Here is a 13959-nt window from a genome sequence, read left to right on the forward strand (position 1 = left end):
ACCTAGGGTCGATTCTGCAAGAGACGGAGTCATGATGGTCGTGGGAACACATCCTTCCACTCACCCCCCACTCCCACCCACCACGGAAGATGCTCGGCTGGCATGCCTTCGGCTCTTGCGCTCCCGACGTGTCGGGACGGCGACCTTTTTCAGGTTAATCAGTGAACATGGTACTGCGGCAGAGGCCCTTGCGGCCCTGCCGCAGGTCGCCCGGGCCGCCGGCCTTGACAGTTACAGCCCCTGCCCCGCCGCCGTGGCGGAGAAGGAGATGCGCGATGGCCAGCGTCTGGGCGCGCGGCTTCTGGTACACGGGGCCCCCGATTATCCCAAATCGTTAATGGATCTCGACGATCCGCCGCCCCTGCTCTGGGCGCTTGGCGACCTTACGCTGCTAGGGCGCCCCGCCATCGGACTGGTGGGCGCGCGCAATGCCTCCTCCCTGGCGCTGCGCATGGCGCGCCGGCTGGCCGCCGACCTGGGCGCGGCCGGGCATGTCACCGTCTCGGGGCTGGCGCGCGGCATCGACGCCGCCGTCCACGAGGCCAGCCTGGAAACCGGCACGATCGCCGTCCAGGCGGGCGGAGTGGACACGGTTTATCCCCTTGAAAACGCGGATCTTGCCGCCGGGATCGCCGCGCGCGGCCTGCGCCTGTCGGAACAGCCCATCGGCCAGCCCCCCGCCGCCCGCCACTTCCCGTTGCGCAACCGCATCATCTCGGGGCTGGCCCGTGCCGTGGTGGTGGTGGAGGCGGCGGCGAAGTCGGGCTCTCTCATCACCGCGCGCAATGCCCTGGACCAGGGGCGGGAGGTGATGGCGGTGCCCGGCCACCCGTTCGATGCCCGCGCCTCGGGCTGCAACCTGTTGCTGCGCGACGGCGCCACGCTGGTGCGGGGCGCCTCCGACGTGCTTGAGGCGCTTGGCCAGCCCGCCCCCCCGGCCCCCGCCCAGTCCGCGCTGCCCCTGCCCGATCCGACCCCGCCGCGCCGCAGCCTGAATGAAACCGCCCTGCTGCACCGGCAGATCCTCGACCGGCTCGGCCCCTCCCCGATGGAGGAGGATCGCTTGATCCGCGACATCGAGGCCCCGGCCCAGGACGTCGGCCCCGCCCTGACCGAACTGGAGCTGGAAGGCCTGATTGAAAGGCAACCCGGGGGGCGGATCCTGCGCTTGCCATGATTTTCCTGCCCGTAGGGCAGTTGCCGCATTGCGGCGCGCCCGATCCTGCCCTCCATTGACAACTGGGCCAGAGTGCCCACATCTTCCGCCGCCAAGGCACGACCTCAGAGTCGGGCCCAGTCGCGAAAGGAATCCTTATGCCCGTCGTCGTTGTCGAATCCCCGGCCAAGGCCAAGACAATCAACAAATACCTGGGTTCCGACTACACCGTTCTGGCCTCTTACGGGCATGTCCGCGACCTGCCGCCGAAGGACGGATCGGTCGATCCGGACCACGATTTCGACATGAAATGGGAAATCGCCAGCGACAGTAAGAAACATGTGAAGGCCATCGCCGACGCGCTGAAGGACGACAATGCGCTGATCCTCGCCACCGACCCCGATCGCGAGGGAGAGGCGATTTCCTGGCACCTCGAGGAAGCGCTGCGCAATCGCAAGGCGATCAAGAAGGACACCCCCGTGTCCCGCGTGGTCTTCAACGCGATCACCAAATCCGCCGTCACCGAGGCGATGAAGAACCCGCGTCAGGTCGACGCACCGCTGGTCGAGGCCTATCTGGCGCGCCGCGCGCTGGACTACCTGGTGGGCTTCAACCTGTCGCCCGTCCTGTGGCGCAAACTGCCCGGTGCGAAATCGGCAGGCCGCGTGCAATCGGTCTGCCTGCGCCTGATCGTCGAGCGCGAGATGGAGATCGAGGTCTTCAAGGCCCGCGAATACTGGAGCGTGAAGGCCATCCTGACGACACCGCGCGGCCAGGAATACGAAGCGCGCCTGACGCTGCTGGCGGGCAAGAAGCTCGACAAGTTCTCGATCGAGAACGCCACCCAGGCGGAAATGGCCGTGCAGGCCATCACCTCGCGCGATCTGACTGTGAAATCGGTCGAGGCCAAGCCCGCCTCCCGCAACCCCTCGCCGCCCTTCATGACCTCGACGCTGCAGCAGGAGGCGTCGCGCAAGTTCTCCATGGGGGCGCGGGCGACGATGAACACCGCGCAGCGCCTCTATGAAGCGGGTCACATCACCTACATGCGGACCGACGGCATCGACATGGCCCCCGAGGCCGTGACTGCCTGCCGTGACGCGATCGCGGACCGCTTCGGCAAGGAATACGTGCCCTCCGCCCCCCGCACCTACAAGAACAAGGCCAAGAACGCCCAGGAAGCGCACGAATGCATCCGGCCCACCGACATGACCAAGGATGCCGCCGCGCTGAAGCTGACCGATGATCAGGCCAAGCTGTACGACCTGATCTGGAAGCGCACCCTGGCCTGCCAGATGGAGGGCGCCCGGATGGAGCGCACCACCGTCGACGTCGGCAGCCAGGACGGCCAGGTCGAGCTGCGCGCGACCGGCCAGGTCGTGCTGTTCGACGGCTTCCTGCGGGTCTACGAAGAGGGCCGCGACGATGTCGTCGATGATGACGACAAGCGCCTGCCGCAGATCCACCAGGGCGAAAAGGCCGCCAAGAAGGGCATCACGCCCGAGCAGCACTTCACCCAGCCGCCGCCGCGCTACACCGAGGCGACTCTGGTCAAGCGCATGGAAGAGCTGGGCATCGGCCGCCCCTCGACCTATGCGTCGATCGTCACCACGATCCAGGACCGCGGCTATGTCCGCAAGGACAAGAACCGGCTGATCCCCGAAGACAAGGGCCGCCTGGTCACCGCCTTCCTTGAGAACTACTTCAAGCGCTACGTGGAATACGATTTCACCGCCGGGCTGGAAGAGGAACTGGATGACGTCTCCGCCGGCGAGCGTGACTACAAGGACGTGCTGATGCGTTTCTGGCGCGATTTCCACGCCGCCGTGGAAGAGACGTCCGAGCTGCGCATCACCGACGTCCTCGACAAGATCAACGAGGTGCTGGAACCCCACCTGTTCCCGCCGACCGGCGATGGTACCGATCCGCGGCTTTGCCCGAACTGCGGCGAGGGGCGGCTTTCGATGCGCACCGCGCGCTCGGGTGGCGCCTTCATCGGCTGCTCGAACTACCCCGAATGCCGCTACACCCGTCCCTTCGGCCCGCCCGATCCGGAGGCCGAGGCCAGCGCCATCCCCCCCGACGGCAAGCTGCTGGGCGAGGATGCAGGCGATCAGATCCGCGTCTTCAAGGGCCGCTTCGGCCCCTATGTCCAGCGCGGCGAGGCGACGGCGGAAAATCCCAAGCCCCCGCGCCAGTCGGTGCCCGAGGCCTGGGCCCCCGAGGAGCTGACGCTGGAACAGGGCGTGAAGCTGCTGGAGCTGCCGCGCCTGCTGGGCCCCCACCCCGAGGATGGCGTCAACGTCTGGGCCAATATCGGGCGCTACGGGCCCTACCTGAAGCACGCCGACACCACCTCGAACCGGGGCGGCACCAACGCGAACCTGCCCGGTCTTGAAGACGTCTGGACCGTCGGCATGAACCACGCGGTGCAGCTGCTGGCGGAAAAGGTCGCCTCGCGCAAGGGACGCGGCGCCGCCAAGGCGCTGAAGGAGCTGGGCGAACATCCCCAGGCCGGCGGTGCGGTCTCGGTCATGGAGGGCAAGTACGGCCCCTACGTGAAATGGGAAAAGATCAACGCCACCCTGGGCGAGAACGACTCTCCCGAAACGCTGAGCATGGAACGTGCGGTCGAGCTGATCGCGGAGCGCGCCGCCAAGACCGGCAAGAAGGTCGCGCCCAAGAAAGCCGCCGCGAAAAAAGCCCCGGCGAAGAAGGCCACCGCCAAGAAGGCTCCGGCCAAGAAGGCGACCGCAAAGACGAAATCCGAAAAGACCGAGTGATCGGATTCCGCAGACTGGATTTCAGGCGGCGCCCTCCGGGGCGCCGTTTTGCATTGCGGCAAGGGCGCCGCGACGCAGCGGGAAATTGACTCTCATCCTTCCCCGGGGTCATCTGTCCCCCGAGATACCACGAGGAGGGATTTCATGAAGAAGGTTTACGCCTCGGCCGCCGAGGCGCTGGACGGGCTGCTTTTCGACGGCATGCTGATTGCAGCCGGGGGCTTCGGGCTGTGCGGCATTCCCGAGCTGCTGATCGAAGCCATCAAGGAAGCAGGGACGAAGGATCTGACGTTCGCGTCCAACAACGCGGGGGTGGACGACTTCGGCATCGGCAAGCTGCTGACCACGCGCCAGGTGAAGAAGATGATCTCGTCCTATGTCGGCGAGAACAAGGAATTCATGCGCCAGTACCTTGGCGGCGAGCTGGAGCTTGAGTTCAACCCCCAGGGCACGCTGGCCGAACGGATGCGCGCCGGCGGCTGCGGCATCCCGGGGTTCTACACCAAGACCGGTGTGGGCACCGTCATCGCGGATGGCAAGGAACACAAGGACTTCGACGGAGAGACCTACATCATGGAGAAGGGCATTTTCGCCGACCTCTCCATCGTGAAGGCGTGGAAGGCCGATACCACCGGCAACGCGATCTTCCGCAAGACCGCGCGCAACTTCAACCCGCCCGCCGCCATGTGCGGCAAGGTCTGCGTCATGGAAGTGGAAGAGATCGTCGAGCCCGGCGAACTGGATCCCGATCACATCCACCTGCCCGGCATCTACGTGCACCGCATCATCAAGGGCGACCACGAGAAGCGGATCGAGCAGCGCACCACCCGTCAGAAGGAGGACGTCTGATGCCCTGGGATCGCAATCAGATGGCCGCCCGCGCCGCGGCCGAGCTTGAAGACGGCATGTATGTGAACCTCGGCATCGGGATCCCGACGCTGGTGGCCAACTACGTCGGCGACAAGGACATCACGCTCCAGTCCGAGAACGGCATGCTGGGCATGGGCCCCTTCCCCTATGAGGGCGAAGAGGATCCCGACCTGATCAACGCCGGCAAGCAGACCATCACCGAACTGCCCAAGACCGCCTATTTCGACAGTGCGACCTCCTTCGGGATGATCCGTGGCGGCAAGATCGCGGCAGCGGTCCTGGGCGCCATGGAAGTGGCCGAGAACGGCGATCTGGCGAACTGGATGATCCCGGGCAAGCTGGTCAAGGGCATGGGCGGCGCCATGGACCTGGTGGCGGGCGTGGGCCGCGTCATCGTGGTCATGGACCACACCAACAAGCACGGCGAATCGAAGGTCCTGAAGGAATGCACCCTGCCGCTGACCGGCAAGGGCGTGGTCGATCTGATCATCACTAACCTTGGCGTGCTGAAGGTGGCCGAGGGCGGTCTTGAGATCGTCGAACTGGCCCCCGAGGTCAGCGAGGCCGAGATGCGCGCCGCGACCGAGGCGACCATCGTCTGATCCCGGCCCCCGAAGGCCCGAAACCGAAAGGCCCCGCAGGACGGCGGGGCCTTTTCCGTTTGCCCGGCGCTATTCCGCGGGCGCGCGCAGCTTGCCCGGCGTGCCGTCCAGCGAGGTCTCGATCAGGCGCAGCGACACCAGGCAGGCCAGCCCCGTGCCGCAGGCGCCCGCCAGGAACAGCGGATGCAGCGCCGCCGAGAACCCCTCCAGCACGCGCAGTTGCAAGGCGGGCTCAAGCCGGGCCACCACGTCGGTCGTCAGCTCCCGGATATTGGCAAGGTCGGGCAGCAGCGGCGCCACGTGGCGCGCCATGCCGAGGTTGAAGATCGCCCCGAAGATCGAGGTCCCGATGGAGCCGCCGATCAGGCGGAACATGTTGGCCGAGGCGGTGCCCACCCCCAGATGTTCGCGCGGGATCGAGGTCTGGATCGACACGACGCCGACGCTCAGGTTCGGGCCGATGCCAAGGCCCACAAGGAAAAGGTTGCCGGCGACACGCCAGAGCGGCGTGTCCGGGCCGATGGTGGTCAGCGCCAGCAGCGCCAGGGTCAGCAGCCCCGTCGCCAGCGGCGGCAGCAGCCGGTAGCGCCCGGTCGCCGTCATGAAGCGCCCGGCGCTGAACGAGCCGCCGATCAGCCCCGCCATCATCGCGATCAGGTAGATGCCGCTCTCGGCGGGTGCCACGCCCTTCACCACCTGAAGATACATCGGCATGAAGGAGATGGTGCCGAACATCGCCATGCCGACCAGCAGGTTGACCCCGTTGGCGACCTGGAAGTTGCGCACCCGGAACAGCGGCAGCGGCAGCACCGGCTCGGCGGCGCGGGCCTCGGTGCGGATGAAGCCTGCCAGCGCCACCAGGATCACCGCGACCAGCGCCAGCACCGGCGGCGCGGCCCAGGGCAGCACCGTGCCCGCCAGGTTCGCCACCAGCACCAGCGCGCTGATCAGCAGCATCAGCAGCGTCGCCCCAAGGTAGTCCATCCGGTGCGGCACCGGGTTCTCGGGGCGTTTCAGGCTGCGCGTCAGCACCACGAAGGCGGCCAGGCCGAAGGGCATGTTGACGAAGAAGATCCAGTGCCAGCCGGCGGTCTGCACCAGCAGCCCGCCCACCAGCGGCCCCACCACGGTCGAGATCCCGAAAACCCCCGAGAGCGCGCCCTGCGCCTTCGCCCGTTCGCGCGGGGGCAGCACGTCGGCCACCACCGCCATCGACACCACGATCAGCGCGCCGCCCCCGAAGCCCTGCACGATCCGTCCCAGGATCAGCACCGGCATCGACCAGGCCACCCCGGCGATGCAGCCGCCCAGCAGGAAGATCCCGATGCCGAATTGCAGCACGATCTTGCGCCCGTACATGTCCCCCAGCTTGCCCGCGATCGGCGCCGAGATGGTCGAGGCCACCAGATAGGCCGTCACAACCCAGGTGATGTAGGACAGCCCGCCCAGATCGCTGACGATCTGCGGCAGCGCGGTCGAGACGATGGATTGCCCGGTCGAGGCCAGGAACAGCGTCAGGCAGACGGTGATCAGGATCACCCGCACCAGGGCCGGATCCGGCATCCGGGCAGCCGCAGCCTCTCCGGGGGGCGTGCCGGCGGCGGCCCCGGGGTCATGTTCGCGCATGTGGTTCTGCTTCCTCTCGGTCCATTCCGCGACGGAACCGCGGCAAGGCTTGCCAAGCCGCCTCCCGATGGCTTGACTGGGCCAAATATGTGCAATCAAAAAAAGCATGTCAACGACATGCATATGCCGGTGGCATAGAAAAGGGTGGAACAGGCATGGCGAAGAAGGACGAGCAGATGACGGCCTTCCTGTCCGAAGCGGGCATTCCCGATCAGGTCACCCGTCAGGCGCTGGCGGTGGATGCGGTCCTTCAGGGCTGGCGGCGGCGCTTTTCCAAGCGCGAGCTGGGCCGCATGGCCCTGCAGGAGCTGGGGCTGGATCTGGATCTGCCCAAGCTCGACGTGCTGATCGCCGCCTGGGCCCCGGCCAACGAATTCGGCGATCCCCAGGAAGAGACCATGGTCTCGACCATCGCCGCGCGGCTCAACATCGACCCCTCCCGCGCCTCCCGCCTGGTGAGCGAGCTGATCACCCAGGGCCTGGTGCAGCGCGGCGTCTCGCAGCAGGATGCCCGGCGCACCATCGTCGAGGTGACGCCCCAGGGCGCCGCCGTGGTGGAGGCCGTGCGCACCATCAAGTTCCTGATCCTGGGCGATTTCCTGAAAGGCTGGCCCGCCGAGGAAGTGGAAACCTTCCTGCCGCTGCTGGAACGTTTCTCGACCTGGTCGGAAGAGGCCTACGACAAGGGCACGACCTCCTACGCGCCCACCATCAAGGCGCTGCGCGAAAAGCTGGACGTGCCGGCGCAATAGGCTCGAAACCGGGGCGCCGGGCGCCTATCTCTGGGCCATGAGCCCCCTTCCCGCCCCCTTCGCTGACTGGTTCGCCGCCCGTGGCTGGCAGGTCCATCCCCACCAGGCCCAGATGCTGGCGCGCCGGGACGAAAAGGCCCTGCTGCTGATCGCGCCCACGGGGGGCGGCAAGACGCTGGCGGGGTTCCTGCCCTCTCTGGTGGAACTGGCCGATGGCCACGAAGGGCTGCACACGCTCTATGTCTCCCCCCTGAAGGCGCTGGCCGCCGACATCCGCCGCAACCTGCGCACCCCGGTCGAGGAGATGGGCCTGCCGATCCGGGTCGAGGACCGCACCGGCGATACCTCCTACACCCAGAAGCGCCGCCAGCGCGCCGACCCGCCGCAGATCCTGCTGACCACCCCCGAAAGCCTCGCACTGCTGACCAGCTACGAGGACGCGCCGCGCATCTTCGCCGGGCTGAAACGCGTCGTGGTGGACGAGATCCACGCCCTGGCCGAAAGCAAGCGGGGCGACCAGCTGATGCTGGCGCTGGCCCGGCTGGAAACGCTTTGCCCGGGGCTGCGCCGCGTCGGCCTGTCCGCCACGGTCGAGGACCCGCCGGCGCTGGCCCGCTTCCTGGCGCCCCATCCCGATCCCTGCACCGTCCTTCAGGCCGATCCCGGCCCGCCCCCCGACATCGCCATGCTGCGCACCAAGGCCCCGCCACCCTGGTCCGGCGGCGGCGGCACCTATGCCATGGCCGAGGTGCTGGACCAGATCCGCCGGCACCGCATTACGCTGATCTTCCACAACACCCGCGCCCAGGCCGAGATCTTCTTTCACGCCCTCTGGATGGCGAACGAGGACGACCTGCCGATCGGCATCCACCACGGCTCTCTCGACCGGGCGCAGCGCGAACGGGTCGAACAGGCCATGGTCGAGGGGCGCCTGCGCGCCGTGGTCTGCACCGGCAGCCTCGATCTGGGGATCGACTGGGGCGACGTGGACCTGGTGATCCAGGTGGGCGCGCCGAAGAACGTCAAGCGCCTGGTGCAGCGGATCGGGCGCGCCAACCACCGCTACAACGCGCCCTCCAAGGCGCTGCTGGTGCCCGCCAACCGTTTCGAGGTGGTGGAATGCGAGGCCGCGCTGGAGGCCGTCCGCGATCACGACCTGGACGGAGAGCCCCGCGGCCCCGGCCCCCGCGACGTGCTGTGCCAGCAGATCCTGATCGCCGCCTGTGCCGGCCCCTTCCACGCCGATACCCTGTTCACCGAGGTCCGCCGCGCCGGTCCCTACGCGGCACTGACCCGCGACGCCTTCGACGCCTGTCTCGATTTCGCCGCCACAGGGGGCTACGCGCTGCGCGCCTACGACCAGTGGCAGCGGCTGAAACAGGCGCCCGACGGGCGCTGGCAGCTGCGCGATCCCCGCGCCAGCCAGCTGATCCGGATGAACATCGGCACGATCCAGGACAGCGACATGCTGAAGGTGCGGATGCGCGGCGCCGGCAAGCCCCTGGGCGAGGTCGAGGAAAGCTTTGCCGCCTCGCTCACCCCCGGCGACACCTTCCTGATGGGCGGGCGCATCGTGCGCTACGAGGGCCTGCGCGAAATGACGGTCGAGGTCTCGCGCGATCCCGGCCGCAAGCCCAAGGTCGCGGTCTTCTCGGGCACCAAATTCGCCACCTCGACCCAGCTTTCGGCCCGCATCCTGCGCATGTTCCGGCAAGCCGACTGGCCCGAGCTGCCCGATCACACCGCGCAATGGCTGGCCCTGCAACGGCAGGTCTCGCGCCTGCCGGAACCCGGGCGCCTGCTGGTTGAAAGCTTTCCCCATGACGGCCGCGAACACCTCTGCGTCTACGGCTTTGCCGGGCGCAACGCCATGCAGACGCTGGGCCTGCTGCTGACCAAGCGGATGGAGGAAACCGGCCTTGCACCGCTGGGCTTCGTCGCCACCGATTACGCCACGCTGGTCTGGGGGCTGGACCGGGTGCCCGATCCCGCGCCCCTCTTCGCCCCCGAGGCCCTGCGCGAGGGGCTGGAGGGCTGGCTGGCCGGCAATGCGGTGATGAAGCGCACCTTCCGCGCCTCGGCCACCATCGCCGGGCTGATCCTGCGCAACACGCCGCAGGCCCGCAAGACCGGGCGGCAGGCGACCTTTTCCTCGGATATCCTCTACGACACGCTGCTGCGCTACGACCCCGGCCACCTGCTGCTGGACATCACGCGCGAGGAAGCCATGCGCGGCCTGATCGATTTCGCCCGGCTGGAAGAGATGACGGCCCGCATCGCCGGGCGCATCGACCACCTGCGGCTCTCCCGCGTGTCCCCCCTTGCCGCCCCGCTGTTCCTTGAGGTCGGCAAGGTGCCCGTCGACGGCGCCGCCCGCGCCCGGCTGGAGGCCGAGGAAGCCACCCGCCTGATGCAGGCCGCTGGCCTTGCCTGAGCGCTTGCAAATCCGCCACCCCTGCGCGACCACGGGCGCCATGCGGCATCACGATTTCACCTTCCACGGCGCCCGGTTGCGCGCCCTTGCCTCGGGCGCGCTGCACTGGCCCGAGCAGGGGCTGCTCTGCGTCTCGGACCTGCATCTGGGCAAGGCGGAGCGCCAGGCCCGGCGCGGCGGATCGGTCCTGCCCCCCTACGAGGTCACCGATACCCTCACCCGTCTGCAGGACGTGATCGAGGCGACGCGGCCTGAAACCGTGCTCTGCCTCGGGGACAGTTTCGACGATGCCGCCGCCGCGCAGGCGCTGTCGCAGGATCATCGGCTCTGGCTGACCCGGCTTCAGGCCGGGCGCCGCTGGATCTGGATCGAGGGCAACCACGATCCCGGCCCGCTGGACCTGGGCGGCAGCCACCTCTCCAGCCTCGGCCTCGGGCCGCTCACCTTCCGCCACATCGCCGAGCCCGAAGCCTTGGCCGAGGTGTCGGGCCATTACCACCCGAAGGCCCCCCTGCGCGGCCGTGCCCGCCCCGCCTTCCTGCTGGACGGGGCGCGGCTGATCCTGCCGGCCTTCGGCACCTATACCGGCGGGCTGCGCAGCCGTGATCCGGCCCTGCGCCGGCTGATGCAACCGGGGGCACTGGCGCTGCTCACCGGGCCGGCGCTGCACGTCATTCCGATGCCACGCTAGGCCCGCCCGCGCGCCCCGCAATGGCGTGGATGCCCCCCGCCACCGCCCCCCGCGATTGGCCCGCCAGAAAATATGACATATGAATACATCATATCGCCGATGACCGGCCCGGAGGGACCCCTCGGAACCAATCCGCAGGATGTTTCGTTGATATGGCAAGAGAGTTCATTGCCTGTCGGAGGAATCATCATGAGTGCTGCCGCCATCGTGTTCCATGCCAGCTTTGCAGCCACGCTCGCCCTAGCCTGCCTTGTGCTGGCGTGACCTGGTAAGTGGTAACGAGTATCCGGGCCCGTCGCTTGCGGCGGGCCCTTTTCCTGCCCCCTAAAGGGCCAGCCCCGGCGCCCAGCCACGCTGCGCCGGCACGAACAGCCTCAACTCTGCCCCCAGCTCCAGCGCCCCGGGCCGTTCGACCCAGGCGGTGATGCCGCGCCGGCCCCTGGCCGCGCTCCGGAAGGCCTTGCCGCGCCCCGGTGCCACCGCCTCGATCTCCCGTGCGGGCAGCTGGCAGGGCAGGTTCTCCATGTCGACCACCAGCGTGGTGCCATTGCCCGCCTGCAACCGCGACGAGGGCGGCAGATGGCTGAAATCGCCGATCCCCTCGACCACCACCGTCGCCCCCAGCAGCGCCGGATCCAGCTGCTCCAGCCCCGTCCGCACCGCGATCTCGCGCAGCTCCTCGGCCGAAACCAGGCTCAGCTGGCGGACATTGCGGATCTCGGTTCCCCGCGGATGCAGCGCCGCCACCCGGCTGCAGGCGCCCCGCGTCAGCCCGCCATGGGCCTCCCCCGAGGGTCCGTCAAAGCCCAGCTCCAGCCGCGCCACCGGAACCGAGGCCAGCCGCGCCGCCCGGTCCGCGACGCGCCCCAGCCAGACCACCCGCCCGACATGCTGCGTTTCCACCAGCGCCGCCATGCCCGCCCTTTCCGGCCCCTCAGGCCATTCATCTTTCCCCAAATATGGCGGGGAAGTCGCCGCAGGCGACGGGGGCAGAGCCCCCGCACCGGCCCGCCAAAGAAAAACCGGGGCCGCTGGGGCCCCGGTTTCAAGAACTCAGGCAGAGGGTTCCGGCTCCATCCCGCCGGGCTTGCTGCGCGGCTTGGTCTTCGGGATCGAGGTGACCGAGGCGGCACTGCCCGAATCGGGCTTGTCGTCCTCGTCCGGGCCGGGCTGCGGCGGCTCGCCCCGGATCACGCGCTCGATCTCCGCGCCGGTCAGGGTCTCGTATTCAAGCAGGCCCTGGGCCAGGCGTTCCCATTCCTCTTCGCGCTCTTCCAGGATGCGGCGGGCTTCCTGGTAGCCTTCGTCGATGATGCGCTTCACCTCGGTCTCGATCTGCTCCTTGGTCTGGGCAGAGATCGAGAACCCGCCGGCACCGCCGCCCCGGAAGGCCTCGGCGGCCTCCTGGTAATCGATGTTGCCGACCAGATCGGACATGCCCCACCGCATCACCATGGCCCGCGCCAGGTTCGAGGCCTGCATGATATCGCCGGACGGACCGTTGGAAACGTGGCTTTCGCCCCATTTCTTGATCTCGGCGGCCTTGCCGGCCATCGTCATCGCGATCTTTTCTTCCAGCTCGTCCTTGAAGTAGTTCAGCTGGTCCATTTCCGGCAGCGACATCACCATGCCCAAGGCCTGGCCGCGGGGGATGATCGTCGCCTTGTAGACCGGATCGCATTTCGGCAGCGACAGGCCGACGATGGCGTGCCCGGCCTCGTGATAGGCGGTCATTTCCTTCTGCGCCGGGGTCATCACCATGGAGCGGCGTTCCGCGCCCATCATGATCTTGTCCTTGGCGTTCTCGAAATCGACCATGGTCACGAAGCGGCGACCAACGCGCGCGGCCATCAGCGCGGCCTCGTTCACCAGGTTCGCCAGGTCGGCACCCGAGAAGCCGGGCGTGCCGCGGGCAATGATGCGCAGGTCCACGTCGGGACCCAGCGGCGTCTTGCGGGCATGGACGTTCAGGATCTTCTCGCGGCCCTTCACGTCGGGGTTGGGGACGGTCACCTGACGGTCGAAACGGCCCGGGCGCAGCAGCGCGGGGTCCAGAACATCGCGGCGGTTGGTGGCCGCGACGATGATCACGCCCTCGTTGGCCTCGAAGCCGTCCATCTCGACCAGCAGCTGGTTGAGGGTCTGTTCGCGCTCGTCATTGCCGCCGCCGTAACCGGCGCCACGATGGCGGCCCACGGCGTCGATCTCGTCGATGAAGACGATGCAGGGGGCGTTCTTCTTGGCCTGTTCGAACATGTCGCGCACGCGGGAGGCACCGACACCGACGAACATCTCGACAAAGTCGGAGCCCGAGATGGTGAAGAAGGGCACGCCCGCCTCGCCCGCGATGGCGCGCGCCAGCAGCGTCTTACCGGTACCCGGAGGGCCGACCAGCAGCGCGCCTTTCGGGATCTTGCCGCCCAGGCGGCTGAATTTCTGCGGGTTGCGCAGGAATTCGACGATCTCTTCCAGTTCTTCCTTGGCCTCGTCGATGCCGGCCACGTCATCGAAGGTCACGCGGCCATGCTTTTCCGTCAGCAGCTTGGCGCGCGATTTGCCAAAGCCCATCGCGCCGCCTTTGCCCCCGCCCTGCATGCGGTTCATGAAGTAGATCCACACGCCGATCAGCAACAGGATCGGCAGCAGCGAGATGATGAAGGCCTGGAACCCGCTCTCCTCCTGGCTTTTCGCCGAAACGGGGATGTTCTTGGACAGCAGCAGCTGGGTGACTTCGGCATCCTGCGGCTTGATGGCCATGTAGTCTTTGCCGTCAGAGCCACGGTACAGAACCTTTTCGCCATCCAGGGTGACGGACTGCACGAAGCCGTCGTTCACCTCCTGGACGAACTGCGAATAGGGGCGGTTGGTGCTTTGAAGCGTGTTCCCGGACCCGCTGAACAGGTTGAACAGCGCCACGATCAGCAGCAGCAGCACGGCCCAGAAAGCGAGGTTTTTTGCGGTGCCCACAAGAGCTCTCCCAATCAATCTTGTGCCAATGCGGGTAACACAGTGGCGTCCGGGATAAAATAAGCTTCCTCGCCGAGC

Annotated in this window: 10 protein-coding genes; 7 read left to right on the plus strand and 3 right to left on the minus strand. The window is 67.7% G+C overall.

Annotation, left to right across the window (positions count from 1 at the left end; translation table 11 throughout):
• The first annotated feature begins 34 nt into the window (after positions 1–34).
• The 4 genes from dprA (at position 35) to KM176_RS02360 (ending at position 5411) form a co-directional block, all read left to right on the plus strand.
• On the plus strand, positions 35–1177 hold the full coding sequence (gene dprA, locus KM176_RS02345) for a DNA-processing protein DprA (protein ID WP_160892550.1): 1143 nt from the start codon (positions 35–37) through the stop codon (positions 1175–1177).
• 137 nt (positions 1178–1314) lie between these two features.
• A complete protein-coding gene (gene topA / locus KM176_RS02350; RefSeq protein ID WP_160892306.1) occupies positions 1315–3939 on the plus strand; it encodes a type I DNA topoisomerase in 2625 nt (874 codons plus the stop codon).
• A 144-nt stretch (positions 3940–4083) separates the two neighbouring features.
• Positions 4084–4788, plus strand: a complete 705-nt coding sequence (locus tag KM176_RS02355; protein WP_160892308.1) for a CoA transferase subunit A — start codon at positions 4084–4086, stop codon at positions 4786–4788.
• Entirely contained in the window at positions 4788–5411 is a 624-nt protein-coding gene (locus tag KM176_RS02360; RefSeq protein ID WP_160892310.1) for a 3-oxoacid CoA-transferase subunit B, read from the plus strand. The genes KM176_RS02355 and KM176_RS02360 overlap by 1 nt, the downstream gene beginning before the upstream one ends.
• A 69-nt stretch (positions 5412–5480) precedes the next feature.
• On the opposite strand, the gene KM176_RS02365 is transcribed toward KM176_RS02360, so the two are convergent.
• Complete coding sequence (locus KM176_RS02365; protein WP_236045131.1) at positions 5481–7037, minus strand: MDR family MFS transporter; 1557 nt, start codon at positions 7035–7037, stop codon at positions 5481–5483.
• 155 nt (positions 7038–7192) lie between these two features.
• On the opposite strand from KM176_RS02365, the gene KM176_RS02370 reads away from it, so the two are divergent.
• From KM176_RS02370 to pdeM, 3 genes are read left to right on the plus strand one after another with little or no spacing between them, the layout of a single operon-like run.
• On the plus strand, positions 7193–7789 hold the full coding sequence (locus tag KM176_RS02370) for a MarR family winged helix-turn-helix transcriptional regulator (RefSeq protein WP_160892312.1): 597 nt from the start codon (positions 7193–7195) through the stop codon (positions 7787–7789).
• A 37-nt stretch (positions 7790–7826) separates the two neighbouring features.
• Entirely contained in the window at positions 7827–10223 is a 2397-nt protein-coding gene (locus KM176_RS02375) for a ligase-associated DNA damage response DEXH box helicase (protein WP_160892314.1), read from the plus strand.
• A gap of 40 nt (positions 10224–10263) precedes the next feature.
• Positions 10264–10914: a ligase-associated DNA damage response endonuclease PdeM gene (pdeM, locus tag KM176_RS02380; protein WP_160892554.1), complete on the plus strand. Its 651-nt coding sequence runs from the start codon at positions 10264–10266 to the stop codon at positions 10912–10914.
• Positions 10915–11238: 324 nt separating this feature from the next.
• On the opposite strand, the gene KM176_RS02385 is transcribed toward pdeM, so the two are convergent.
• Both KM176_RS02385 and ftsH read right to left on the minus strand, forming a co-directional pair.
• Complete coding sequence (locus KM176_RS02385) at positions 11239–11829, minus strand: MOSC domain-containing protein (RefSeq protein ID WP_160892316.1); 591 nt, start codon at positions 11827–11829, stop codon at positions 11239–11241.
• A gap of 138 nt (positions 11830–11967) precedes the next feature.
• Entirely contained in the window at positions 11968–13881 is a 1914-nt protein-coding gene (ftsH, locus tag KM176_RS02390) for an ATP-dependent zinc metalloprotease FtsH (protein ID WP_160892318.1), read from the minus strand.
• Positions 13882–13959: the final 78 nt, after the last annotated feature.

The sequence above is a fragment of the Pseudooceanicola endophyticus genome, assembly GCF_018760365.1.
Taxonomy (GTDB): Bacteria; Pseudomonadota; Alphaproteobacteria; order Rhodobacterales; family Rhodobacteraceae; genus Pseudooceanicola; species Pseudooceanicola endophyticus.